A 25,894-nucleotide genomic window follows, 5' to 3' on the forward strand; every position below is an offset into this window, starting at 1 on the left:
GGATCCCTCTGCGGGGAGGGGGGCGAGGTCGACGGGAGGCGGAGCTTCGGGAAGCAGCGTCGGCGCCCTGGTAATGGTCCGGCCGCCGGCACCGTTGTGTTTGCCGGAATTGTCGTCGACAGGCTTCTTTTCGCCGCCTTTCGCACCGCCGGACCCTGCCGCGTCACCGGTCCTTTCCCGGGCGGTGCTGCCGCGTTGATCGGCGGCGGTGTTGGCATTCGCACCGCCGGAGTTCGTCCTGGTGTCAGTGCGGTCGGCGGACTTTCCGGTACCGCTCGCCGAATTGTTGCTTTTGGTACTTCCGCTTCCTGTCGAGTCGCCGGTATCGGCGGCGGACACCGCGCTGCTGGCACCCATCAACAACGCAACGGCGATCACACACGCTGCGAGATGTTTATTCATCCGACCCATAGCGCCTCACCCCACGCCGGCGTCCAACTGCTCCTCGGTCCCCGGCTTCCCGCCAGTATCGCATCCCAACCGCCGCGGGTCCGGCGCATCGCGAGATCGCTTCGTCGGTGCCGTGTCGGACGAAGTGCGTTGTGTCGCAAGGCTTTGGCAGACAGGTGAAGTGTGGATTGCCGATGACCGATTCCGCAGCGGCGGGGATGCAATCACCTGCGGCGGACGAGAATCAATGTTGCGATGCTGCAGATTAGCGCGGACGCAACGTCATCGAACTTCGGCTGCAATAACCGCGGCAATGGCGCTGACTGGCATATTATTAGGACGACTTTCCATCCTATCGAGCCGTTCACCGTTCATTGGTTCCGACGCCGATTCAGCGGACATGCCTTGGTTGGAGCACTCACTGGCCGGTAGCCCACCCTGGCGCTGAGCGGCGTTACGGGCGAATGCATTCCCGTTGATCGGCACCAAAGAGGTGATGTCGAGCGGCGGACTTGGAGGCGGCAACGACCACGAATCAGATTGAGAGACAATGACTTCTGCCGGAGTGCCGTCAGCGCAGGTGAAGAGTTTGCAGTCACCGGCACTGAATCCATCGGTAACTTGCCGTTGTAGTGGGCTTCGCACCGGTAACCGTCTTCGGGACTCACCCGAATGCTTGGAGTTTCCTGCGCCGCATCGTTGGCGTCGGCCGGCTCGGTCGGCGGAGAGTGCGGTTCGTAGTCCAAGGGTCTTCACGGTGTGGTTGCCACCAACTGCCACCGCAAACTGCAACGAGGAGAGCGTCAATAACATGGCAATCTCTTTAGTGAAGCAAAACATAGGTGATTCCGCGTAACGAATGCGCTCGGCGGCATGCACCGCAATTCGGCGGGAGAAGAGGACCACCATCGTGTTCGACCGAGATCGGCCACCCTTGAAGTCGTACTCACACCCCACCCGGCACCCGATCCGCTTTGACCACGTTGAAGCTCAAAGCGCGGGGAGCAGAAACACCGATGCAGCATCAGGACCGCGCCGGGTGCGTGCTCCGGCGCCGTCGAGTGCCGATGTCTCCTTAGGCAGTTCTAGTCGCCGGTGCGCTCGAATCTGTCGTTGAATTCCCCGCCGCCGGTGCACGCGCCCCCAGCCGCGACCGACTGGTTGCCGCGCCCGGTCAGGACCGCGATCGGGTCGCCCATCTCCGCGGGCAGCGGGTACTCGGCGTTGATCGTGATCTGTGCGGTGCCGCCGGCGCCGCAGGTGGTGGTGCCCTGCTCAGCGCGGGTCCACTTGTCGTTGGCGAACATCAGCGTGACGGCGCCGTCCGTCCCGTGAAACAGACTCATGCACCGATCGCCGGTCCGCAGACAGTAGGTGTTCGCGGTGAGCGTCCTCGGCGGAATGGTGGTGCCGTTGGTGAAGGTCGTCGTCTCGCGATAGTTGCCGCGTAGCGCGTCGGCGGGCGATGCCATCCGCGGCGGCAGCACCGCGGGGTCGGCCACCTTGCCGGGGTCGGCGTCCCCGGTGCGGGTGTATTTCACGGTTCGTTTGGCGGCGCAGGCGCTGTTGGTCGAGGCGCGGACGGTTTCGCCGGTGAGCGTGCCGTCGGGTTGCGGTTTCAACGAGTAGACCACCCAGATCTCGTCGGGGGTGGGGCCGCCGCATTGCGCCGAAGCGAGACCGACGGCGACCCACGTTCCGCCCAGTTGATCGAACGTCAGGTTGGAGACCAGGGCGATGCCGCCTTCGCTGATGTTGGCGGCCGTCGCGACACATCCGCTGGCGCCGCATGTCGAGCGGACCGCCCACGTGGCCGTCGTGGCGGGCGCATTGGCAACCGGCTTGTCGTCGAGATCTGTGCCCGGCCCGAGATCGGCGCGGTAGGTGCCGTTGAAGGTTTCGGGGGCGGCGGCCGTCGCGGCTGGCGTCCCAGGATTGTCGTCGCGGGTGAGCTGCACGGCCGCGAAGACGCCGCCGGCGATGAGCACGACGACGCCGAGGAGCGCGCCGGCCAGGATGAGTGGCGTGCGGGACGAGCGTTTCGGGGGCGGTGGCGCTGGCCATGGTTGAGCGGGAGGCCACGGCGGCGGCATGCCGGTGGGGGGATGGGTCGGCCGGTAACTGAGCACAGGCGCTGGCTGGCCCCAGTTGCTGTGGATCGCCGGCGCGGCTTGCGTCGGTGCAGCGTGCGACTGATCGGTCGGCTCGGTGATGGCTTGCCTTGCGGCAGCGGCCATTTCGATGGCGGTGGGGTAGCGGTCGGTGGTCTGTTTGGCCAGGCCCGTTTCGATGACCCGGTCCAGGCCGGGCGGAACGGTGTTCGATGTCTGGGATGGTCGGGGTGGCGGGGCGACCATGTGGCCGACGGCTACCTGCTCGAGAGTGGAGCCAGGGAACGGTGTTTCGCCGGTGAGGCACTGGTACAGCACACAGGCCAGGGCGTAGATGTCGGAGCTGGGCTCGATGTCGCCGGTACGGAAGCGTTCGGGGGCCATATAGGCCCACGTGCCGATGGTCGACCCCTCGGAGGTCAGCTTGGTGTCGTCGGCGGCGCGGGCGATGCCGAAGTCGATGAGGTAAGCGAAATCGTTGTCGGCCAACAGAATATTGGACGGCTTGACATCGCGGTGTACCAGGCCGGCGCGGTGGGCGCTGTGCAGCGCGCCGGCGATCTGCTCGATGATGTTGACGGCGCGTGCGGGCGGGAGCGGGCCGGACTTGAGCAGGGTGTCGAGGTCGGCGCCGTCGACGAGCCGCATGGTGACATAGAGGCGGCCGTCGATCTCGCCGACATCGTGGATTGGAACGACGTGGGGATCATCGAGACGTGCTGCGATGCGGGCCTCGCGTCGGAAGCGACGGTCGAAGTCGGGGTCCTTGGCGAAGTGAGGCAGCAGCATCTTCAGCGCCACGACGCGGTCGATGGTGGTGTCGTAGGCCTTCCACACCTCGCCCATACCGCCCCGGCCGAGCAGCTCGATCAGTCGATAGCGGCCGAATGGCGTCCCCTCCACGCGCCCACGATAACGGGTACGGGTCGCAGGTCCCGCGATCTTTCAGCCGCTGCGCGTCAACCGCCTGCGCCTGAACTGCAGCCAGCCGTCCTGCGAGAGCTTCACGCCAGCGCCATGTCCCAAAACGCGACCTCGTGTGCCAGCACGTCGGCGACTAGCTCGTCGTGTCGATCCGGGACGGCCAGCACGCCGAGTGCGTCGACGTAGTCCGCGAAGGCGGGCGCAGACCAGTGCTCGATGAACTCACCGAACGGGGAGGCATCGGACGCGGCGGACGTCCAAGCGAGCAGGTACACCCGTTCGAGCACCCACAGCGCGGTAACCGCCGCCTCATATGGGGTGGCATCCAGTCGCCCCAGCAGTTCGCGGTAGGCGAGTGTCGCCGGCAGCGGTTCCTGCGTTAAGTCGATTCCCCGCCGCGCGGCCTGGTCCTCGAACCAGTCCAGCTCCGCGACCAGCGCCACGCAGCCTCCGGCGAGTACCGCCTGGGCTACGCGCGGCGCGCGTGCCAACAGCCGAGCCTGGAAAGCCAGCAGGTCACCGACGAACAACGCGTCTTGCACGAGCCACCGGTCAAACGCGGAATCCGTGATAGCGCCGTCGCGCACCGCGTCGAGGAAGGGATGCCGGGTGGCCGCAGACCACAGCGAATCAAGCACGCCCCGAAGGATAGTCACGGTGACAATCGGGGTGAGAGCGCGCCTGCTCCGGTCAGACCGTCTCGGGGACCCGCAGGTGTGCGACTGCCAAGTCGAAGTCGCACTGGTCGAGTATCTCTGCGTGGGCGTCCTCGCTGCCCGTGGATCTGATCCTGTCCAGCGCGTCCTTGTTCTGATCGAGGGCTTCGGCGCTGTCGAAGGTCGCCGCGGTCACGCCGCGACCGGATGCTCGGTCGACGAGCAGGCTGGCGCTGCAGAATCCGTCTAGCTCCTCGAGGGCGGGCAGGATCGTCGTCTTGAAGAACTCGATCCCTCGGTCGATTTGATCCGGGTCGACCTTGACCCAGGTGGCTCGGACGCGGCAGCCGTCACCGGCGCGGTGCTCGCGGTGCATGGCAGCGATCTCCCATTCCTCGACCTGCGCGCTGCCTCCGAATAGTTCTGCGGCCTCGTCGCGAATCGGCCGAATGGTCTCCGCGCTCGCCTGCATCGCTGCTTCTGAATCCCAGGAGCTGGTGGCAATGCAGCGGCCCGATGATCGCTCCACTAACAAGGACATGCCGATACACCCGGGAATACCCTCGAGCGCGGGCATCACGCTGTCGCGCATGTGTGCAATACCGGCGTCGATGGATGAGGGTTGCGCTTGGATTGTGGTGCTTCGTGCGTACATGATCTGCCTCCGGTGTATGTGGGGCAGCGTCTCGACGGCGCCGCCGGACCACTTCATCGTCCTCCCACCGGGAAGACATGGCAATGGGTGAGGGCTGCCACCTGAGAGCTATGCAGGTCGCTGAAACGCGCTGTGCGCCCGAACAATACGTGCTTCATAAGCAAGCGCAGCTAATGAGTTAAGCGGACACGTTGGGCGCGCCATCCTGTTACGGTCGCAGCCGCTTGCTGTCGCTCAGCGGGGGAGAGTAAGTCAATCGGCCCCGCCAGGCTCCCTCGAATTTGTATGCTCTGGCAAGCTGTTCAACTACAGCTGAGGGCGTGTCGCGTCGGGGGTGACAGCGTGGAGGCTTTGTTCACGAGTCAAGTCGGCGGGGCCGGTCTGCGCGATCGGATCCTCTCGGTGCTCCAGGACGCCGTCGACCTGGCCCGCGATCACCAGGTCGACGTCCACGTCATGACGTTCTCCTTCACCGACGCCCAGATTGCCAACCGGCTTGTCGAGGCGGCGAGAACGCAGCCGAGCCTGTCGATTCGTCTACTCGCGGACTGGAATCAGGGCGCCGAGGGCACCGGACGCAAAGTCCGCGCGCTAGCTGCTCTCGGGCTGCCGAACCTCGAAGTGCGGTACAAGAAGGATCAGCCGTACGTCTGGGACGCCGACGCGTGCCGGATGCGATGGTCCTATCAGGCCAGCCGGGGTCTTTTGCACCACAAGACGTTGGCGGTTCTGGTCGACGGGCGGCCACACACGCTGCTGTGCGGCAGCTTCAACTGGTCGAAGCGATCGGCGAAGTCCTACGAGAACCTCATCGTCTTCACCGCCGACGACCCGGCGTCGCTGAACCTGATGACCGCTGTCGAGCGGGAGTTCGCGGCGTTGTGGTGCGACGGCGCCGCCACGCTGTCGCCGGACGAGGTCCGCACCCACTACACCGCGGTTCTCAAGGAATACCAACAAGATTCGACGCGCGACGCCGCAGCGGTGGTCGGGGTGGCGTGCGGAGCCGGCGCTGCGCTTGACGTCCTGCGCGACGGGGACGCGCCCGATGCTTCAGCGGGGCCGCCGTACGCACAGATCGCATTCAGTTCCCGCACACCGGAACAAGCCGACGCCGCCGCCGGGTACGCCGAAGCCAACCGGCGGAATCGGTTCGAGATGTGCAAACCGTCGGGAAAGACCAAACACGTTCCGGTGACATTGTCGACGCTCGCGCTCGACACCATTGCCCGCGCGCAACCCGGTGAGCATCTGCTGGTGGCCATGTACGCGCTGTCGGTTCGGGTGCCCGAGTACGGCGAACTACTGGCCGCGGCCCGCCGCGGGGTACGCCTGCTCATCGTGCTGGACGGGCACGCCGGTGTGCGGCCGCTGTCGCAATTGGCCGAGGCGGCGTACGGCAAAGAGAAGCTGCCCATCCACCTTCGGGCCACCGGACGCAAGACCATGCACCAGAAGTACATCGTTCATCCCGAAAGCCGCACGGTGCTGACCGGCACCGCCAATCTGTCGACGGATGCGTCGCACCGGCACAGCGAGCACCGGATCCTCTGGCGCGGCGACGCACAAGCCACCGATGCGTTCATCGCGGACTTCGAGACGATGTGGCAGCGGCTCGCCCCGCCGTTCAAGTCGCGGACAACCGCGCCGGCGTACGGATCTTGACGTAACGCCAGGCTGGGCGTAGCTTTTCGGCTAGCGAGACGGCCGCCGCGTCGTTCCCGTTGTTAATGATTAGTGCTTACGCCGGGTCATTCTTCCTCTCCTCTACCTGAAGCGCGTAGGCGATGTCTTGTGTCATGTGTCTGCTGCTGTATGGCAGTCGCGCGCGCGGAGACTTCGACGCTCAGTCCGACGTCGACCTGACCGCGATCACCGCGGGTGACGCACCCACGCCCGTGTCGTTCGGGCGGACGACGATGATGGCCGAACCGCTCGACGATGCGCTGCGCGCCACCCGGTCGGGCAGCCTGTTCGCCTACCATCTGGTGTCCGAAGGGAAGGTGTTGTTCGAGTCCGAACCGGTGTTCGCCCGAATCCGTCGGGCCTTCCGGTTCCGCGACGACTACACCCCGGTCATCAGACACTGCTCGGACGCCGGATGGTTTCTGGTGCGGCATCACGAGAAAGCCACCGACGCAAGCAAATTCAACCACGCCGTCGCGTGGTGCACCCGAGAGATGCTCATCGCCAAGGCGGCGACGGCGCGAGAGCCGGTCTTCTCCGCCGACGGTCTGGCCGAATTCGTCGGGTATGACGCCGTCGCGCCGGTGATCCGCAGCAAGCGCAGCGCGGTCATCGACCCGGAGGTTGTGCGGCAATTCCGACACATCCTCGGCGAATTCGGCACGCCGGCGCCGGCGCCGCTAGACCTGAGCGGCGCCGGACACCGGTTCCGGAAAGATCGAAACTCCGCTGGCGTGATAGCGGTTCGCGCGTTTCGCGATCCCGTCAGCACGAACATAAAAGGCGGGGAACATGTCTCAACTCGATGATCAGTTCGACCTCGACATCCGGTTGGCCCCCTTCGTGCGCCCGCCGCACTCGCTGACTGAGCAGATGCGTGACACCGGCGGGTGGGAGTGCTATTCCGTCGACGCGAGCTGCGGCGAGACCTGCCCGTGCAGCACCGTCGAGACCTGCAATCAACAACTCGAAGACTGCGGCTACCCGTTCACCTACCCGGGGAACTATTGCGAAGACCAGTCCGACGGCTGTGGCGATCCCGATCCCGACGGTCCCGACATCGACGACCCCACGGATGAGTGCGACGAATAGACACTCGTGGAAGCGTTGACCGTCGCTGTCGATACCGCGCGGCGATTGAGCGCAGACCCAGGTGCGCCTGGGCTCTGGGGAGGATATGCCGGGCTGGCGGTGCTGGCTGCAGCGCTGGATATCACTGAGCCCGAATGCAGTTGGGACAGCATCGGCTTCGACTATCTGTGCCGCGCGGTCCAGGGCATGGAGGCGGATCCTGCACCGGCGCTCGGATTGGCCGGACTCACGGGCTTGGCGACCGCCGCGTCGTTGTTGTCCCGCGACGGCAGCCGTTACGACACGTTGTTGACCACACTGGACACCGCGATCATCGACCGTGTCGTGCAGGTGTCCGACGGTGTGCTGCGGTCGCGGCCACACGGCGTTCCGGTGTCGCTGTTTGACGTCATCACCGGATTGGCCGGCGCCGGTCGGTATCTGCTCAGCCGAACGTCAGCACCCTGTCGGGCCGCGCTGGAAAAGCTCTTGCGCGCGCTGGTCTATCTGTCGGAGGACGGTGGTTGCGCCGTTCCCCATTGGCACACCACCTTCAATCACTCGACCGACAACCTGCGCGCCAACTATCCTGACGGTCACGTCAATCTCGGTCTCGCTCATGGGATTCCGGGGCCGCTTGCACTGCTGTCGCTGGCCGCCAGTCAAGGTGTCGAAGTCACCGGTCAACGCGACGCGATCGTTCGCACCGCCAACCGGATCGTGCAGGCGCAGTGCCGCGACGAATGGGGCATCGGCTTCCCGGTGGCCACCGCGTTGACACAAACGACCGCATCCCCGGCGCGCTCGGCGTGGTGCTACGGGTCGCCGGGGGTAGCGCGAGCGTTATGGCTCGCCGGGACCGCAACAGGTCGCTCCGACTACCGCGACCTCGCGGTGGCGGCGATGACCGCCGTCTTCGAGCGACCCATCCCGAACCGCCGGATCGATTCCCCCACGCTGTGTCACGGTGTAGCAGGGCTGCTCCAGATCACGCTGCGCTTCGCGCGCGACGCCGCCGGAGAGGTCTTCTCCACCGCCGCAGAAGAACTCACCGCACAACTGCTCGACGCCTACGAACGGAACAGCCGGTTCGGGTACCGCGACCTCAAACCGACAGGCGAACGCATCGACAACCCCGGCTTGTTGGAGGGCGCCGCAGGCGTTGCGCTGGTCTTGCTCACCGCCGCCACGCCGGCGGAGCCGATCTGGGACCGGATCCTGATGCTGTCATGACGCTGTACGAGCCGCTGGATTTCGCGGTGGTCCGGGCGCCGCTGTTGCCGGTCGACACCCTCGACGCGTGCACCGGGGACTTGCGCAACGCGCTCACAAGCGAGGCGCGCGCGGCGCTCGCGGTGGCGAGCATGACATTCAGCGACGCGCTGGCCAAAGACGGCCCCGGCCCGCTGCGTCCACGCACCGAATCCACCCTGCGCCGATACCTCATCCGAATGTCCACCCGGCCAACGCCGCTGGGCCTGTTCGCCGGGGTGGGCCTGGCCAGTTGGGGCCAGCGCACCGACATCGAACTGATCGCCGATCACCGGCCACGGCGCACCCGCCCGGACGCGGGGTGGCTGACGGCGCTTGTGGATCGGGCGGAATCCGATCCGCGGATCCGCCGGCAGTTACGCGTTCGGGCCAACCCGTTGGCGCTCACCCGTGCCGGACGGATCTTTTTGGCGGAGCGGGCGTCCCGTGACAACGGTGCGGCGCTGTCGGTGTCGGTGCGAGCCACCGACGTGGTCAAGCGCACCATGGCGGCGGCGCGGACACCGATCGGATTCGGCGACCTGGCGGCGTATCTGCTCGAGACGACGCCAGGGGCGACGGTCGAGCAGGTGACCACGTTGGTGGACCGGCTATGCGAGCAGACGCTGCTGCTGACCGACCTGCGTCCCCCGTTGACGATCGCCTCGCCCGCGCGCTACGTGCTCGAGAAGTTGAGTGACATCCCCGCCGCGGCACCGGTCCGCGCACAACTGGCCGCCGTTCTGCAGGCTGCCGACCAGTGGGACGCCGAGCAGTCACCGGACGAAGGGTGTTTTCGGGCTCTGACCGCGCGGGCCAACAATGCGGTGATGACGGAAGGTGCGCCGCTGCAGGTGGATTCGGCCATGAGTCTTGCTTCCGCTACCGTGTCGAAGCGCATCGCCACCGACGCCGCGCGCGCGGCGGAGGTGTTGCTTCGCGTGAGTCGCAGTGCGCGTGGGCCCGCGACGTTGGAAGGCTATCGGCGCGCGTTCGAGCAGCGTTACGGGGTGCATCGCGAGGTGCCGCTGGTGGAGATGGTCGACCCGCACGTGGGCATCGGGCCGCTGCCGACCACAGCGTCGGGTGCCGCGGATTCGGCGGGGCACAATCAAACGCTGTTGGATATGGCGGCGGAGGCGTTGCGCAGCAGGAGTCGCGAGGTCTGCCTGGACGACAACGCGATTGCACAGCTCGCCACCGGTTATATGCCGGCGACTGGGGTGCCCCTGTCACTCGACGTCGATGTCGTGATCGCGGCGGAGTCACGGGAGGCGATCGACGCCGGGGACTACGACCTAGTGGTCGGTCCGAGCATCGGCAGCGGAGCGGCCGGGCGGATGCTGGGCCGCTTCGCGGATTTCGTGCCGGACGCGCCGAAGGCGCTGGCGCAGGTGGCCGCCGCCGAAGCGGAACGCTCACCGGGGCGGGTAGTCGCCGAACTCGTCTACCAGCCGAGGACGCGCAGGTTGGGCAACGTGTCCACGCGGCCGAATCCGCGACGCTACGAGATTGCGATCGACCTACCTGCGAGCACCGACCCCGAGCACACCATCGGCGTCGACGAACTGGTCGTGGGTGTGCGGGACGGCAAGTTCCGGGTGCGGTGGACGCGCACCGGCGAGGAGGTGATGATCACCGCCGGCCATATGCTCACGTCGACGCGCGCGCCTGCGGCCGCACGGTTCCTCTCCGAGGTAGGGCGCCATCAGATTCGCCAACTCAGTGCGTTCTCGTGGGGGCCGGCGGCGTCGTTCCCGTTTCTGCCGCGGGTCCGATACGGGCGCATCGTATTATCGTTGGCGCAGTGGCGATTACGCGCGGACGGTTTCCGCTGCGGGCTCGATGATGCAGCGACCTTCCGCACCGAACTCGATGGGTGGCGGGCGCGATGGGATGCCCCGGCCGCGGTGGTCGTCGCGACCGGCGATCACCGACTCGCTTTGGATTTGATGAGACCGGGGGATGCCGACGAACTGCGCCGGGAGTTGCGTTCCGGCGGTGCGGTGGTTGTGCAGGAAAGGTTCCCGGAACGGGACCGGGCGTGGTTGACGGATACGGGCGGTCGGCGATTCGCGGCGGAGTTCGTAGTTCCGCTGATCCGTCGCGCCCCGACACCGCAGCCGGCCGCCGAGCCGGTGGGCGGCTGGCGAATAAATCTCAAGGCGCCGGGCAGCGATTGGTTATTCGTCAAGTTGTACTGCCCGGTCGATTTGGAAGAGGAGTTGCTCAGGGGGCCGGTGCGCGCGTTCACGCGGGAGGTGGCGGGCGACGGTTTCGTTGAGTGGTTCTTCATCCGATACAGCGATCCGCGCAGGCACATTCGGTTGCGATTCCGGGGTGACCCGGCGCGCCTGCTGGCAGACCTGCTGCCGCGGATCGCGGCGTGGGCGACAGAGTTGACCAATGTCGGTATGTGTGAACGCTTCTCGATAGACACGTACGAGCGAGAGCTGGATCGTTTCGGCGGACCGGACAGTTTGGCCGCAGCGGAGCAGTTCTTCTGCGCCGACAGTGCAGCGGTCAGCGATCTGTTGGCAGGCGGTGAGATGGAACCGCTGCCGACGGCGGTGATGACCGTCGACGCGATGTTGAACGGTCTGGGGCTGAACAGGCGGGAACGGGCGGAATGGTGTGCGGCGCGGTCAGGTCCGCGGTCGGAATCGGGTGCGGATTACCGGGAATGGAAACAACTGCTACGGCCGATGCTCGCCGACGAGACCGCATCCCCGCTAGGCGACGTGCGTGACCGGCTCCAAAGGGCGAGCGCTCAGTTACGTTACACCACAACGGAACTGCACGACATGGGGCGTATGTCATGCGCTCCGGCTGATCTGTACGGCAGCCTCGTACATCTGCATCTGAACAGACTGCTGGGCGCCGACCGGGCCACCGAAAGGCGGGTAAACGGGCTACTGGGACGACTGCAGCACGGGCTGACATTGCAGAGTTGAAATAACCCACCGACTGGATAGAGAACCGAAAGGTTAGAGCGTTATGCATCACACGAAGAGGAGTTTCGTGACGCATGTTCGCAGATATCTCGACAACAGTAGAATGCATGCAGAGCTCTTCTCATGATCAGAGCCAGACAAGCGGTGCCGGATACGGTTCGCAAGTCCATGCGAGGTCCTAGATCGAGCGCCCGACTGAGGCTGCGCCCCGGGGCCGAGCATCATCCCCATTCCTCACAGGGCGACGGTGAATCGGAGAAACGACGCGCCAACCGACTCGCCATGTTGAGCGTGATCGCGACTCTGATCGTGGCGGTGTTGGGCAGTCTAACGACGATGACGGTTGCCAGTACTAGTTCCCACAATGAGCGGGATCGCGCCATTGAGAACTCTCGACGAGGCAATCAGCAGGCTGCGTATGCCGAGTTTCTAACCGCAACTACGGAATTGAACAGCGATGTTTACGACGGTCTCGTCCTGATCGAACTCGGGAGCAACGCTCGAGACGATGATAGGGCCAGTGCGATCCTAAGGAAGGTGAACGAAACAACAGCGCTCGTCGATACGAAGTACAACGTTATCGTTCTCGTCGGTTCCGATGCTACTCGTGCTGCAGCGACTGCTTTGGCGGATGCGTATAACGGAGCCACTACCAAACTACGTGAATCGATTTTGAATCAAGCGCGCGGTGCAAGAGGCGTCGAACCTGGGGTCCCTCGCGCTGCGGATTTTGTGAAGCAGATCAGGACTCTGCGGAACAAGTTTGTCGCGTCTGCGCGCAGTGATCTAGGCGCCTATTAACCAAATGCTGGCTATGGTCACTGGTAGCACAGACACGCCCGAATCACACCCCGGCCGGAACCTTCTCCGCCGACTTCCGCATCTCCTGCCGTAGCGACGAGAACTCCGAAATGGTCCGAGTCGCCACCGACGCCACCGGGCGCGCGTTACGGCCCGTCGGCTCGGTCTTGGACACCATCACCACGCTGTCGATGTACGGCTGGATCGTCGTGGCGTTCTGCACCGTCGCGACGATCACCAACTGGAAGCCGAACTTACGGAACGCCTGCAGCGCCTGCTGCGCGAACTGCGGGTCCGACTTCGAAAATGCCTCGTCCAGCATCAGCTGCGCGAAAACCGGCCTGTTGTCGTCACTTTCGGGATTGGCCAGGTTGAAGCTCAACGCGCCGGCGAGGCAGAACGCCATCAGCTTCTCCTGCTCACCACCGGAGTTGTCGCCGGCATTGCTGTGCGTGCGGATCAGCTCCTCGGTGCTGACATCCCACTCCGCGCAGTCGAATGTGAACCGGTTGCGCACGTCGAGCGCGTCCCGCGTCCACGCCTTGTCCTCCGGCGCCGTCGACGCCAACCGGTTACGCAGCCGCAGGATGTCGGCGTACTGGTCCAAGATCGCCTGCTTGTCGCCCAGCCCGACCTCGGCGATGCGCCGCGAGATCGAGCGCACGATCTCGGTCAACTCGCTTACCGCCGTCAACTGCCGCGGCGTCGCCCGCAGCGTCAGCCGGGTGCCGCGGTTGAACTCGACTGCGCCCAAACCGGTGTTCACACGGTCGATCTGATCGCTGATCCGCCGCGCCTCCTGCTCGGCCACCCGGTGCAGCGTCAGGATCGCATCCGGCGCCTGCTCGGTCACCAACCGCATCATCCGCTCATAGGCCTCGGGCAGCTCGCGTTCGTCGATGTGCTTGCACAGCGCGACGTAGTCGTGCACCCGCTCGTCGAAATCCTCACTGTCGTTGGGGATCGCATCCGGGAACGACGTGTCGAATGTGTTGAGGATGCGCGCCAACTCGTCGTAGGAGCGGCGCCGGCTCTCCCGCAGCTGCTCACGTTCCTTCTTGATCGTCGCGAACAACGCATCTCGGTGCGGCTCAGGGTCGAGCAACTCCAGCGACACCGGCAACGCCGCCGCATATCGGTTCAGCAGCTCCGTCAACGGCTCCGAGACGAACGCCGGCGACAGCCGCTCCTCGAGGTCCATCAGCCGGGTGCGCCGCTCGTCGAGGCTGTCGCGGCGGGTCTGAATCGCGCCGCGGCGCGTCATCAATTTCTGGATCTGCGACCAACATTCGTCCGCGCGCGCGTTCAGCGCCTCGATGTCGGGGTTGTCCGCCATCAGCAGTTCGTACTGCTCACGCAGCCGCTCGGCGTGCCCGTCGGCGGTCTCGGTGTCGATCTGGCTCCACTGCGGGAACTGCTCGCAGATCGCCTTGCACGCCGCGGCCCGGTCGCGCCACTGCTGGCGCTGCGCGGCGATGTCGTCGGCGGTGCGGCGGGCCTTCTGGTAGGCCTCCTCGGCGGCGGCCAGCTCGACGGTCAGCGCGTTGATCTTCGCGGTGACGTCACCCTGATACAGGTACTCGGACTGCTTGACCGGGCGCCGGTCGTCCTTGACCGCCAGTCGGTCGGAGTCCTTGTACAGGCCGGTGTCGGTGACGGCACGGCGGAACCGGTCGAACACGTCAGGGGTGTCGACGCACACGTGGTCGCCGGCGTTGGTGATGACGTCGACGGCTTCGGCGGCGCACGGATGTGAAGGATCGACGGCAAAGAGCTTGCCCGCCAACGTATTCGCTGCCGGCTCGACCGGCTCGGCGCCCAGGAACTTCACCCGCACGTGGTGCAGCTGCAGCCGGCCCCGCATGTCGGTCTCGTTGACGAACCGCAGCACCGCCGCCCAATGCTGGTCGGGCACCAACAGGCGCAGGCCCGCACCGCGCAGCACCTTCTCCACCGCGAGCCGCCAGCGGGTCTGTTCGGGCTTGAGGTCGAGCAGCTCGGCGATGTAGGGCAGCTCGGTCGGGTCGGCACCGACGGCAGTGCAGATGTGATCGCGCATCGCCAACGCGAACTCCGGCAGCGCAGAGCCGACGTGCTCGACACGCTTGAGCTCCTTGGCGGCATCGTCGCGGGCGATGCGGGCGGACTTCTGCGCGTACTCCGCGTCAGTGGACGCCTCCCGGTTGCGCTCGACCTTGGCGAGCATCTCCGTGGCCTGCGCGAGCAGTTCCTCCCGCAGGTTCCAGAACTCGTCGGCGGTGTCCGGGATCTCGATGTCCTGCGCGGTGAGGAGGTCCTCGTACGCGGCGCGACGCCGCTCCACCTGCTCGGCCTCGGCCTCGGCGGCGGTCACCTGCGACTGCAACGGAGCGATGTTCGCGCTGGACCCGCTGATCTGCGCGTTGAGCGAATCCGCTTCCGCCTTCGCCAGGTTCAGCGACCGGGTGACGTCTTCGTACTCGTTCTCCAGCTGGTCGATGGTGCCGTCGAGCGTGGCGATCTGGGCGGGACACTGCGCGAGCCGGACATGGTCGGTGTAGGCGCGCACCATCGGCGCGTCGACCAGGTCGATGATGCCGAGGTCCGAGGATTCCGAGGCGTACCGCTGCTGGATGGCCTCGATGTCGCCGAGGATCTTGCGTTTCTTCTGCGCGACGGCGAGCAGTTCGCGGGCCTCGACCAGCGGGTCGATCTGCTTGAGCGCCTCGGGCAGCCGGGCCAGGCTGTCGGGTTCGTCGAGCATGAACTCGCGCACGAACTGCTCAAGCCCGCCAACGCTTTTCAGTGACTTGGCCTTGCCCAGCAGCTGTTGGGCGGCGTCGGAGGCGCGGATGCCGATGGTGGCGTACAGCTGCGCGAGGTACTGCGACTCGACCTTGGTGGAGAACCGCCAGTCTTCTTTGAATACGTTTGCGTCGAAGCGGCCGGCGGCCCAGCGGTTGCAGACGTCCTCGATGTCGAGGTCGCCGTCGCCGAGCACGAAGCGGCTGGAGGAGTCGTTGCGGGACTCGCCGGTCAGCCACTTGAGCACCAGGCCGGTGACGGTGCGGCCGGTGTCGCTGGTGTAGGTGACCGCGACGGCCGACCAGGCGGTGCCGTCGCCGCGGAGGTACATGACGCGGCTGGTGCTGCCGTCGCTGCGCTGGCCCCAGGCGCCGCGGACGTACTTGTCGACGGTGCGGCGGCCTGCACTGGACCCAGCGGCGGTGTTGTCGCCGGAGGCATTGAAGTTACGCCGGTTGAACGGCAAAAACCCGAGCGAAATCGCGTCCAGCAGTGAGGATTTGCCGCTGCCCGAGGCGCCGGCGATCAGGGCGCCGCCTGCGCTGAACGGGATGGAGTGGTAGCCGTCGAAAACACCCCAGTTGATGACCTGCAGCCGGGACAGATGGAACTGCTCAGTCATCGACCTTCATCTTCGTGCTGTCGTCCACCTAGCGTTCCTCGGTCGGTCATTTGTCGGACGCCTCAACATAGGCGACGGGGCCGACATCGCCGGCGTGGGGAGGGTCGTGTCGGGGGAGAAATCCGTCACCTGACCTGTTTGCCGACGTCAGCGGTATCCCCAGGTCTGGAGTGGTTTTGGCGCTCCACCGAACGCATGGTGCCAGTGCGAAAGATGTGACTTATGATGGCGTAGTCGTTAACCGGGGAGGGAACTCCGCACCGGCACTGATCGCGTCACGGAAGGCAAGGACGCGTCCTGGAATCGTGGACAGCACCGCGATGGTGCGGCCGTCACGGCCGTAGGCGGCAGTGAATTTCCACTCCTCCGGACGCCCCTCGACAACGGTGAAGGCATCGTAATCTGTGGTCACACCGAGCATCTGGAGCTTAACGTCGTACTGGTCGGACCAGAAGTACGGCAATTCGTCGTACGCGTCGGCGTTGCCCGGACCAGCCAGCAGCGTGCGCGCCGCGGCCTCGCCCTGGCGCCCGGCGTGGTCCCAGTGCTCGATGCGTAGATGCCGCTCATAGCGCGGATGCCACCAGCGCGCGACGTCACCGGCGGCGACGATGCCACTGGCGCCCTCGACTGCTCCAGTCGCGTCGCATACGAGGCCATCGTCGATCCGCAGTCCTGAGCCGTCGAGCCACTCGGTCGAAGGGGTGACGCCCAAGCCGACGATGACCAGATCAGCCGCGAGCCGTGAGCCGTCGCTGAGCCGCACACCTTCGACTTGTCCGTTGCCCGTGAAGGTCTCGACGTTCACGCTGGTCCTGACGTCGACGCCGTGCTGCTTGTTCAATTGCGCCCAGCATGAGGCCATTTCGACGCCAAGCGCCGACAGGAGCAGGCCGTCGCTGCGTTCGATGAGGGTGACGTCGAGCCCGAGCATCCGGCACGTCGCAGCGACCTCGGCGCCGATGAACCCGCCACCGACCACCACTACGCGGGGACGGCCGGCAAGTCGTTCGCGAATGGCGAGGCAGTCGTCGACCGTGCGCAACAGCATGACCCCGTCTGGCACCTCGCCCGGCCACGAGCGCGGGGTGGCGCCAGTGGCGATGACAAGGCCGTCGTAACGCAGCGACAGTGGCGTGCCGTCGTCGTCGAGCTGCAGGGTGTGCGACGACGGATCCAGCCTGCGTGCCGTCGCACCGCGCAGGACGCGAGCGTCGAGATCGAACTGCGGAGCCAAGTCGATTCCGGCGCGTTGAATCTGCCCGCTGAGCAGTTTCTTCGACAGTGGCGGACGGTGATACGGGGCGTGCCATTCGTCACCGACAATGGTCAGGGCGCCGTCATAGCCCTCCTTCCGCAGCGTTTCGGCGGCGCGCATCCCCGCGATCCCCGCCCCGACGACAACGATGTCGCGAAGGTCAGTAGGCATGCGGCTAGTCCTCCACCGTGATCGCCTGGGTGGGACACGACACTTGTGCACCCTTGATCTGTTGACGCAGGTCGTCACCAGGACGGTCATTGAGCACGTGCAGGCCGTCTTCGCGGACGTCGAACACTTCGTGGCAGATGCTCATGCAGACGCCGTTTCCGTCGCAGGTGTCAAGGTCGACTGCTACTTTCATTGGGCTGCAACCTCTTTCGTGTCGGCGATCTGCTGGCCGCTGGTCATCTCTGCGCCTTGGGGTCGTTGTCGAGCGCCTGCGCGTTCGCGCGCCGCTTTGGCAGCCGGCGAGTACTCGAGGTAGTCGATGGCCATCTGGGTGTCGGCTTCATGGTTGGGGTGATGGCTGGGCCGCAGGTAACGCAGCGGCGCGGCCAGCAGCAGGCTCCACGGTCCGGGTAGCAGACCCTTGCGTGCGGCCCGCGTCCAGTCGCGCCAGCGCCACTTCTGGTCGATCGTCGAATCGGCGGCCATCAGATAGCGCGCTCCGGCGATCCACCAGGCAACGAACAGCGGGGTGGTCATCAGCATCGAGAAGGCCCGGATGGCGTAGTTGCCGCTGACGTGTTGGTACACGTCGTAGACCAGCGAGCGGTGCTCGACTTCCTCAGCCCCGTGCCAGCGCAACAGGTCGAGCATCATCGGGTCGGCGCCGACGTCCTCGAGAGTGCGGTTCTTCAAAACCCACTGGCCCAGCATCGCGGTGAAGTGCTCAAGGGCGGCCACGTCGGCCAGCCGGCGATAGAGCCACCACCGTCGCAGCGGGGGCGGAAAAAACTTCGGCGGATCGCCGAGCATTGCCGACAGGTGGCGTCCGAGGCGGTCGGTGTAGGGCTTGGTGTCGATGCCCTGGTCGGCGAGATGGTCCAGCACGACTTGGTGTGCCCAGGCGTGCCAGGACTCCTGCTGGATGAACGGTTTGATAGCCGCCTCCAGCTCAGGGTCGTCGACCAGTGACGACGCCTCCAGAACAGCTTTGATGAAGTGGCGTTCGCCCTCGGGTAGCAAGAGGTGCAAAACGTTGATCATGTGCGTGGTGAACGGGTCGTCGGGCACCCAGTGCAGCGGTGTCTCCGACCAGTCGAAGCGGACCATGCGGCGGTACATGGGATGTCCGTCGTGATGCAGCTGGACTTCTGGCATGAACTCTCCCCGGATATGACGGCTGTCGGTGTCCGTCGGCTACCCGAGTTGGATGCCGGTTATGCGTACCGGCGGTACTGGATTTTGAAAAGCGGGAAAACAGGCTTCTTTCACAGCTTTTCGTCAGTCGGCTGCCAGGTGGTCGGGGCGGCTCAGTTCTCCGCGGGCTCTTCGTCTTCTGCCTGCGACCCGCCGTTGAGCAGCTGTTCGAATTGCTGCTGGAGTTCGGTGATGACGGAGGCGGTCATGATCGCGGTGATGACGGGGGAGATGGTGTAGCTGTCCTCGTCGTCGCGGGTCTTGCGCAGGATCTCCAGGCCGGTGAGCCGGGCGATGGCGCCGTCGATGCGGGCGGCGAAGGTGACGGCGTCGCGGTCGGTGTCGTTGAGCACGCCGGAGAACAGGCCGTGCATCTCCTCGCGGCTGATCAGCACGGTCTGCCCGCCGGAGGCGCGCATCATCTGGGCGAGGTGCAGCGCGAGGATCGAGTCGTAGGTGCCGAGCGGTTCCCGCCGCAGAAGCTTTATGCCCCTTGCGGATTCGTAACGCGCCTGCTCGACGAACGCGACGTCGGTCCCATCGACGATGCGCAGCAGCAGGTCGAGTTCCGACAGCCGGACGGACAGTTCCTTGCGATATTCGAGGACCCAGCTGTAGACGTCGGCGTCAGCCTCGGCGCTGATGTAGCGGCGGGTGAGCAGGTGCTGCAGGGCCCAGCAGCCGCGGTCGGGCAGTTCGGATACGTCCCCGTCGAAGCGGGGCCGCCGCTGGACCGGTGGACGGGCGGACTGGTCGACCTGCGGAAGTTCGGAAAAAGCGGCGAAGTCGGCCTCTTGTTCGGCTGTGGTCACCCGCGCTCCTCACTCTGCAATTGGTCGGACGCCCCAACATAGGCCACGGCCCCGACATACTCGACACGCGGCGGGGTCGTGTCGGTGGCAAGGCATCACGGCGAGATCGTGCCGTTGTGAAGCATGAGACTTGTGCGTGTTGGGCTGCCGCGCAGCACCGTGGCAATTCCACGTCGGGTGTGCGATTGCGTGACGGACAACCCCTGAAACCGCGCGATGCACAGGGTCCTGTCCATAGGATGGCTGCGTGCGGTGAATCGGTGGGGGTCGCGGCTGCCAAGCGGTTCACTGCGTGACCGGCAGACAAGGTCTGGATACGGTGGCCGTTTTGTCTTCTATTTCGCCGCAGCGGTCGGGACAGCAGAACAAAGCAGAGCTGCACGAAGCCGTGCGGGCGCGCTGGCGTGAGCTCGTTCGCCGCGCGCGACCGCTCGGCGACACGGCGAGAATCGGTTGCGGCGTTGACGACACCACCCAGCTTGCTGCGGTTACGTCCGCACTTGAGCCTGTGGTTACGCAGCAGCGACAGCAAGACACAGCTGTCCGGTCGCAATGGCGCGAGCTCGTGCGACGAGCACGACCGGTTGACGACACTTCGCGACTAAGCCTGACCCTCGACACCACAGCGCGAGTCGACCTCGACGGGGACCAAACTGCGCGGCTGGCAATCGATCTTGATCGCACTCCGCGGGTGGCAATCGATCTTGAGCGCACTGCGAGGCTAGCCGCGCAGAGGGGGCCGGTTGTGCTCCGGCGGCCGAGACAGCGAACGAGTCCGGGACAGCAAAACAAACCACTGCGCCCAGCCGTAACGGTCAGCGAGGCAGATGTTTGGCGGCTGCGCGTCAAGCGGACTGCCGTGGCGTTCGCGGCTGTTCTCGTTTTTCTTGCGCTGGTGGTCTTGAGTGGACGGCCCTTCGGGGGCGACGATCACTCCAAATTGCAGCCTTCGGTGCCTTCCGCTAATGGTGACGGGTCAGCTGCTGCGACGGAACGGCGAGTGGGTGCACCTGGCTTCCAGGGTTCCCCACCAAAGGGTTCGTCCGGCGGTGCGTTGCCTCCGGCTCAAGGCGTGCAAGCGTCACCCGGCGAGCCGGAACAGCGCCCACGGCAGACGCCGGCCGATCGGGCAGAGAATCCGTCGCTGTCGTGGTGGGAGTTGTTGATCAACGTCGGACTGGCGGTCGTGTCGCTGGCGTTGTTCACGGTCGCCAGTACCACCTTGTGGTGGATGCTGCACGCGTGGCGAAGTCCGGATGCGTTGGCGGCCACTGGTTTTCGGCGTCGAGCAGCTGGTGCACCTCAGTCGTTTTCATTACTGTTGCCGGCTCGCCATGAACAGGATGTGCTCGCGGACACGATCGAATCGCTGGCTCGCCTCGACCACCCAATGTATGAGGTGATCGTGATCATCGGTCACGACGACCCACAGACGGAAGCCGTCGCGCGCGCGGCAGCGGCACGCCACCCGCGCATCGTCAGGGTCGTCATGGACTACCACCTGCCGAAGAACAAGCCGAAAGCACTGAACACCGCGCTGCGCAGGTGCCACGGGGATATCCTCGGTGTCTTTGACGCCGAGGACGAGGTGCACCCGGGGCTGCTGCGTCTGGTCGAGGCCCGTTTCGAGGAATCCGGCGCGGATGTGGTTCAGGCGGGCGTGCAGTTGATGAACGTGCACACGAGTTGGTGGTCGGTGCGCAACTGCCTCGAGTACTACTTCTGGTTCCGCTCTCGGCTGCATTTCCATGCGGAGAAGCGGTTCATTCCGCTCGGCGGCAATACCGTGTTCGTTCGCACCGACCTGCTGCGGAAAGTGGGCGGCTGGGATCCCGAATGTCTGGCCGAGGACTGCGAGATCGGGGTGCGGTTGTCCTCTCGCGGTGCCGTCGTCGCGGTCGCCTACGACCCGCAAGCGGTGACCCGCGAAGAGACCCCCGATTCGATCCGTGCTCTCGTCAAGCAGCGCACGCGCTGGGATCAAGGTTTTCTGCAGGTGCTGCGCAAGGGTGAGTGGCGCAGGTTGCCAGGCCGCAGGCAGCGCGTGCTGGCCCGCTACACCTTGGCGATGCCCTTGCTGCAGGCGGCAACCGGCGCGTTGATCCCGCTGTCACTCGCGTCGATGTTCCTACTGAAGGTTCCGATGCCGACGGCGTTGGTCACGTTCTTGCCGCTCGCGCCGACACTCGTCACCATGGCGGTCGAGTCTGCCGCACTCGGCGAGTTCGGCCGCGAATTCGGCATCCGAATACGTTTTCGTGATCACGCCCGTTTGTTGCTGGGCACGTTCCCGTACCAGCTGTTGCTTGCTGCCGCCGCGGTGCGGTCGGTGTGGCGTGAGAGTCGCGGCCAGGGAGGCTGGGAGAAGACCACTCACACCAACGCCCACCGCACCGCCACACCAGAGCCGCTGGCCTCCGCATGAGTCGATCAAGCCGCGTGAATGCGTCGATCCCGGTACTCGGGATCCTGTTGATCCTCACCGCGACACTGCGGTTGATCAACCTCACGAGGTCGCCTGCCCGGATCGACGACGAGGGCACCTACATGGCTCAGGCCTACGCCGTGGCCAAATGGGGAGAACTCGCCCATTACACCTACTGGTATGACCATCCGCCGGCCGGTTGGTTGCAGTTGGCGCTGTGGACGGCGATCTCAGGTCCTGACTTCGGCGGCAACGCTGTCGCGGCCGGAAGATGCCTGATGGCCGTCGTCGCCGTGATCACGGCCGCGCTGCTGTGGACCCTGGCCCGCCGACTCGAGATGTCGCGGTGGGCAACCGCGGCCGCGGTGGGGATCTTCGCACTGTCGCCGTTGGCAATTTCGTTGAGCCGCACGGTGTATCTCGACAACCTGGCCACTGCGTGGGTGCTGGGCGCCCTGGTGCTGCTGTGCTCGTCCCGCTATCGGCTGTCGGCGATGTTCAGCGCCGCAACCTGTTTCGGCATAGCGGTGCTGACCAAGGAGACCATGCTGCTGCTGCTGCCGACGTTTGCCTGGTTGGTCTGGACCAGGGCCGCACCGGTCACCCGCCGCTACGCGCTCGCGGTGTTCGCTGCCGTGTTCGGCGTGGTGGTGAGCACGTACCTGTTGATGGCTGTGCTTCGCGGTGAGCTGGTGCCCGGGCCCGGACACGTCAGTTTGTGGGACGGTATCAAGTTCCAGTTGTGGGAGCGCGCACCCGGCGGCGCGCTCGATGACCCCGGTTCGCTGAAACGCCATACTGTCGATGAATGGCTCAAACTTGACCCAGCCCTACCGTTTTTGGCCGTTCCGATCACTTTGGCGGGACTTTTCGTCAAGCGGTTGAGGCCGTTCGCGGTCGGGTTGGTGATACTCATCGCCACCATTCTCCGTCCCGGTTACCTGCCGGTGCCGTTCATCGTGTCCGTGCTGCCGTTGACGGCACTGGTGGCTGCGGGCACCGGCGAGGTGGTGCTGCGCCACTTGCGCCGCCCGGCTGCTGCGCGCTCGATCATGTTGCGGCGGTTGAGGATTCCGGCACTTGCTGTCGGCACGCTGGTCGTGTCCATCGCGGTGTCGCTCTGGCTGCCGACCTATCACGGCTTGCTCGACTCCGATGAAGATGCGTCGATGCGGCGCGCACAGCATTGGATCGAGGAGAACGTGCCGAAGGCCGACCGCCTGATCATCGACGGCGCGTTCTGGATGGACCTGGTCCGAAACGGGCGCGATCGGCGAAATGTCGTGTGGGCCTACAAGGTCGACACCGACAAACAGGTACAGGGCTGGGCGCCGCACGGCTGGGCCGACTATGACTGGGTGGTGTCGACGGCTTCGCTGCGGGCCAACGTGCCGCCGACCGGTGTGCTCGTCGAGGCGATAGCGCACTCGCACCCGGCGGTGACTTTCGGCTTGGGTGGGACGCGCGTCGAGGTGCTGCGTGTCGACAACGGCAAACCGAGCTCGAAACCTCCGTCGCCAGCCGCGCCGGCGTTCGGCGGGCAACTCGCAGCCCGCCTTGCCGGCGGCACCGACCCGGAGGTGCTGGCGGCCCTGCAGTCCCGGATGGTGGACCAGCGTGTGCTCGCGACACTGGCAGTGATCGCTGCGACACAACCCGTTCGGGTCGAAAAGCTTTCCAGTATTCAAGGAGAGGACGACACGGGAACGCCCATACGTGACGTCACGCTGGGGGGTCCGCGCGATCGGCTGCAAGGCGTGGCGGCATTCCTCGAACGCCAAGTCGGTCCTTTCACAGTGCAGTCGGTGGCCTCCAACACTGACGAACTGCAGATCCGATTTCCCCTGCGGGCTAACGATATCGGCCTGGGAGCCAACCCACCGTCGTTACACGGCGGTCCGGCCGCGCTACGGGTAGCGGACCTGCGCCGCAGCCGACAGGCCGAGCAACTCAACCTCGTCCGCATCGACGGCACCGCGGCCGGTTCACTGGCGACGAGCGAAGACGCGAATCCGTCGGACTACCGGTCGATGCCCGCCGGGACGTACGTGGTCGTGACGAGCCGCCCCGACGGAGGCGACCCGGTGATATGTCAGGTGATCACGCTTCGTCCCGGAGTGAGCTACACGCTCGCGATGTTCTCCGCTGCCGAAAGCGGCCGGCTGGCAGCACAACTCGCGCCGGACGACCCAGCCGAACGGTCGCCCGACTCCCCCGTCCGGATGCTGCACGCAGCGAGTGCCACGGGATCCGTCTACCTGGCGTTGGTGGCTCCGGGAATGCTCGAGCCGATGACACTGGTGAACCAAGCTGGATACGGGCTGATCACCGGGTACGCCGGAGTGCCCGCGGGGCAATACGAAGCGGTGGTGAGTGCAAACGGACGAGAATGGCGTGAACCCGTGGAATTTCGCAGCGGTGAGCCGACGAGTCTGCTTCTGACTGACGGACCTGACGGTCCCGTCCTGCGAACGCTGCGGGATGTTCCTGAGGCGCCCGCCGCGTTGGATCCCCCGACGTTGATGATGCCTGCAACCGAAAGTGTGCCGGGGAAGACCGCCGCGAAACCGCCTGCGGGCGAAGGCTCTAACGAAAAGCGAATCGTGGTTGTGCTCTGCGCGGTCACCATCATGGTCGCAGCGGCCTTGATGGCCAGGGCGCGACCGACGCGTCGACCCGCCGGCGGCGGTCAGGTGGTTCGTCGCGCACGACCGGCTGACAACAATGTGCGCCAACCTCGAACTCCTGTCAGGGCTCCGGTTCCGCCGAGGTGGCCGCGACGTCCGAACGATGTCGCGCGGCGCGCGGCTACCGGGGCCCGCCGGCACGGCGGCGCCATGGTTCGCGGCGCACAAGCGCTTGACGAAACGGTGCGGCTACGGATGGACGTGCCCAACACCGCGCCGCTGCCTAGGGCAAGTGTCAAGCCGTCGGGGCGGCGGGGCTCCACATGAATCGGCGACTGGGTGCCGCTATGACCGCGTTGGTCCTGGTGTTGACGGTGGGTGCGGGCTGGCGGATCGCGAATGCGATCGATCCGCGGTTGGATCCCGCCGACATCGCAGGCTTGCGGGAGGACACGGCGCGTATCGCCGCCCAGAAGTTCCTGGATGAGTACGTCGAACCCGACGGGCGAGTCGTGCGACGTGACGAGGGCGCTGACGTCGTGAGCGAGGGACAGGCGTACGGGATGCTCATCGCTGTGGCAGTCGGTGACGAGGCCAGGTTCCGATCGATATGGACCTGGACGAAGACTCGCCTGCGTCGTTCCGACGGCCTGCTGGCCTGGCGGTGGGTCGATGACAAGATCACCGGTGCCAACAGCGCCGCCGATGCTGATCTGGATGCCGCGCGGGCGTTGGTGTTGGCGGGCAGACGTTTCCATGCGCCCGACCTCACCAAGGACGGCAGACGGCTGGGCGTGGCGATCCTGGGCATCGAGACCCTCGCAGTCGGCACCGGCGCCACGCCACCGGCCGATGTGGATCCGGCCGGCGCCTGGGTGGCAGGGTCGGGACGCATGCTGGTCGGCGGAAACTGGGCCATGACGGCGCCGTACGTTGTCAATCCGGGGTACTTCAGTCCGCGGGCCGAGCGGGAACTCTTCGAGGCATCGGCGGACCGGCGGTGGACGGAGATCTCCCGCACCCAGCGGGTCATCGGATGGCAGCTCATGGGTACCGGGCTGCTGCCGCCCGACTGGGCCACCGTCGATGAGGCGGGCCATGCCGCGCCAACGGGACCGGTCAGCGGAGGGCCCGTACAGTTCGGTCTCGACGCCGCGCGCCTACCCATCCGGTTCGCCGAATCGTGTAATCGAGAGGACCGAGCGCTCGCAGGTGCGATGCGCCCGGTGCTCACGTCGCCGGGCCGAGCGTCGGCCTCGCGAAACCTGGATGGCTCGCCCACCAGCGATTGGGAGCATCCCGTTGCCCTGGTCGCCGCGGCGGCCACCGAACAGGGCGCCGGCAACCCCGACGGCGCCGTCGAGCGCCTGGACGCCGCGGCGCGACTGGAGCAGCAGTCTCCGACCTATTACGGCGCCGCGTGGGTGGCGCTGGGCCGCATCATGCTGACCACGTCGCTGCTCGGCGAATGCCCGGCCACGGTTCACGCGGAAAGCTGACGC

The 25,894-nt window shown here is 65.9% G+C and carries 18 protein-coding genes and 1 pseudogene; 9 read left to right on the forward strand and 10 right to left on the reverse strand.

Annotation, left to right across the window (positions count from 1 at the left end):
- From A5724_RS34385 to A5724_RS05190, 5 genes and pseudogenes are all read right to left on the reverse strand, one after another.
- A pseudogene (locus tag A5724_RS34385) lies at positions 1-402 on the reverse strand (hypothetical protein); the annotation flags it as partial.
- A gap of 270 nt (positions 403-672) precedes the next feature.
- Positions 673-1,299 (reverse strand): hypothetical protein, encoded by a 627-nt coding sequence (locus tag A5724_RS33610; protein WP_156752142.1) that lies wholly within the window; start codon positions 1,297-1,299, stop codon positions 673-675.
- Between the two features lie 176 nt (positions 1,300-1,475).
- A complete protein-coding gene (locus A5724_RS05180) occupies positions 1,476-3,347 on the reverse strand; it encodes a serine/threonine-protein kinase (protein WP_232004711.1) in 1,872 nt (623 codons plus the stop codon).
- Positions 3,348-3,505: 158 nt separating this feature from the next.
- Positions 3,506-4,063 (reverse strand): TenA family transcriptional regulator, encoded by a 558-nt coding sequence (locus tag A5724_RS05185; protein ID WP_067797310.1) that lies wholly within the window; start codon positions 4,061-4,063, stop codon positions 3,506-3,508.
- 52 nt (positions 4,064-4,115) lie between these two features.
- Complete coding sequence (locus A5724_RS05190; protein WP_067797362.1) at positions 4,116-4,736, reverse strand: antibiotic biosynthesis monooxygenase; 621 nt, start codon at positions 4,734-4,736, stop codon at positions 4,116-4,118.
- 342 nt (positions 4,737-5,078) lie between these two features.
- Here A5724_RS05190 and A5724_RS05195 point away from each other — a divergent pair, with 342 nt between their 5' ends.
- The 6 genes from A5724_RS05195 (at position 5,079) to A5724_RS05220 (ending at position 12,499) form a co-directional block, all read left to right on the forward strand.
- Positions 5,079-6,401 carry a phospholipase D-like domain-containing protein gene (locus A5724_RS05195; RefSeq protein ID WP_067797313.1) on the forward strand — a complete coding sequence of 441 codons (1,323 nt, stop codon included), beginning with the start codon at positions 5,079-5,081 and terminating at the stop codon, positions 6,399-6,401.
- Between the two features lie 134 nt (positions 6,402-6,535).
- Positions 6,536-7,231, forward strand: a complete 696-nt coding sequence (locus A5724_RS05200; RefSeq protein ID WP_067797315.1) for a nucleotidyltransferase domain-containing protein — start codon at positions 6,536-6,538, stop codon at positions 7,229-7,231.
- Positions 7,215-7,514, forward strand: a complete 300-nt coding sequence (locus A5724_RS05205) for a hypothetical protein (protein ID WP_067797317.1) — start codon at positions 7,215-7,217, stop codon at positions 7,512-7,514. Before A5724_RS05200 ends, A5724_RS05205 begins: the two co-directional genes overlap by 17 nt.
- 45 nt (positions 7,515-7,559) lie before the next feature.
- Positions 7,560-8,726, forward strand: coding sequence for a lanthionine synthetase C family protein (locus A5724_RS05210; RefSeq protein WP_197518558.1), 1,167 nt, complete (start codon positions 7,560-7,562; stop codon positions 8,724-8,726).
- Positions 8,723-11,698: a lantibiotic dehydratase gene (locus A5724_RS05215; RefSeq protein ID WP_067797320.1), complete on the forward strand. Its 2,976-nt coding sequence runs from the start codon at positions 8,723-8,725 to the stop codon at positions 11,696-11,698. The genes A5724_RS05210 and A5724_RS05215 overlap by 4 nt, the downstream gene beginning before the upstream one ends.
- 282 nt (positions 11,699-11,980) lie before the next feature.
- A complete protein-coding gene (locus tag A5724_RS05220; protein WP_067797321.1) occupies positions 11,981-12,499 on the forward strand; it encodes a hypothetical protein in 519 nt (172 codons plus the stop codon).
- A 43-nt stretch (positions 12,500-12,542) separates the two neighbouring features.
- Here A5724_RS05220 and A5724_RS05225 read toward each other — a convergent pair whose 3' ends face one another.
- The 5 genes from A5724_RS05225 to A5724_RS05245 all read right to left on the reverse strand — a co-directional run bounded on the left by A5724_RS05225 (position 12,543) and on the right by A5724_RS05245 (position 19,340).
- The gene (locus A5724_RS05225) at positions 12,543-15,905 is read right to left on the reverse strand and encodes an ATP-binding protein (protein ID WP_067797322.1); all 3,363 of its coding nucleotides are present in this window, start codon (positions 15,903-15,905) and stop codon (positions 12,543-12,545) included.
- 220 nt (positions 15,906-16,125) lie between these two features.
- Positions 16,126-17,334, reverse strand: coding sequence for an NAD(P)/FAD-dependent oxidoreductase (locus tag A5724_RS05230; RefSeq protein WP_067797325.1), 1,209 nt, complete (start codon positions 17,332-17,334; stop codon positions 16,126-16,128).
- Between the two features lie 4 nt (positions 17,335-17,338).
- Positions 17,339-17,527, reverse strand: coding sequence for a ferredoxin (locus A5724_RS05235; protein ID WP_067797328.1), 189 nt, complete (start codon positions 17,525-17,527; stop codon positions 17,339-17,341).
- Positions 17,524-18,489 carry a metal-dependent hydrolase gene (locus tag A5724_RS05240; RefSeq protein ID WP_067797331.1) on the reverse strand — a complete coding sequence of 322 codons (966 nt, stop codon included), beginning with the start codon at positions 18,487-18,489 and terminating at the stop codon, positions 17,524-17,526. Before A5724_RS05240 ends, A5724_RS05235 begins: the two co-directional genes overlap by 4 nt.
- A 152-nt stretch (positions 18,490-18,641) precedes the next feature.
- The gene (locus A5724_RS05245; RefSeq protein ID WP_067797334.1) at positions 18,642-19,340 is read right to left on the reverse strand and encodes a DUF4194 domain-containing protein; all 699 of its coding nucleotides are present in this window, start codon (positions 19,338-19,340) and stop codon (positions 18,642-18,644) included.
- Between the two features lie 1,072 nt (positions 19,341-20,412).
- Here A5724_RS05245 and A5724_RS05250 point away from each other — a divergent pair.
- Genes A5724_RS05250 through A5724_RS05260 form a run of 3 tightly spaced genes read left to right on the forward strand, consistent with a single transcriptional unit; the run spans position 20,413 to position 25,891 of the window.
- Positions 20,413-21,765, forward strand: coding sequence for a glycosyltransferase (locus A5724_RS05250; protein ID WP_232004707.1), 1,353 nt, complete (start codon positions 20,413-20,415; stop codon positions 21,763-21,765).
- Between the two features lie 14 nt (positions 21,766-21,779).
- Complete coding sequence (locus A5724_RS05255; RefSeq protein ID WP_232004708.1) at positions 21,780-24,719, forward strand: glycosyl transferase; 2,940 nt, start codon at positions 21,780-21,782, stop codon at positions 24,717-24,719.
- 20 nt (positions 24,720-24,739) lie between these two features.
- Positions 24,740-25,891, forward strand: a complete 1,152-nt coding sequence (locus tag A5724_RS05260) for a glycosyl hydrolase family 8 (RefSeq protein ID WP_232004709.1) — start codon at positions 24,740-24,742, stop codon at positions 25,889-25,891.
- Positions 25,892-25,894 lie beyond the last annotated feature (3 nt).

It is taken from the genome of Mycobacterium sp. ACS1612, assembly GCF_001667505.1.
Taxonomy (GTDB): domain Bacteria; phylum Actinomycetota; class Actinomycetes; order Mycobacteriales; family Mycobacteriaceae; genus Mycobacterium.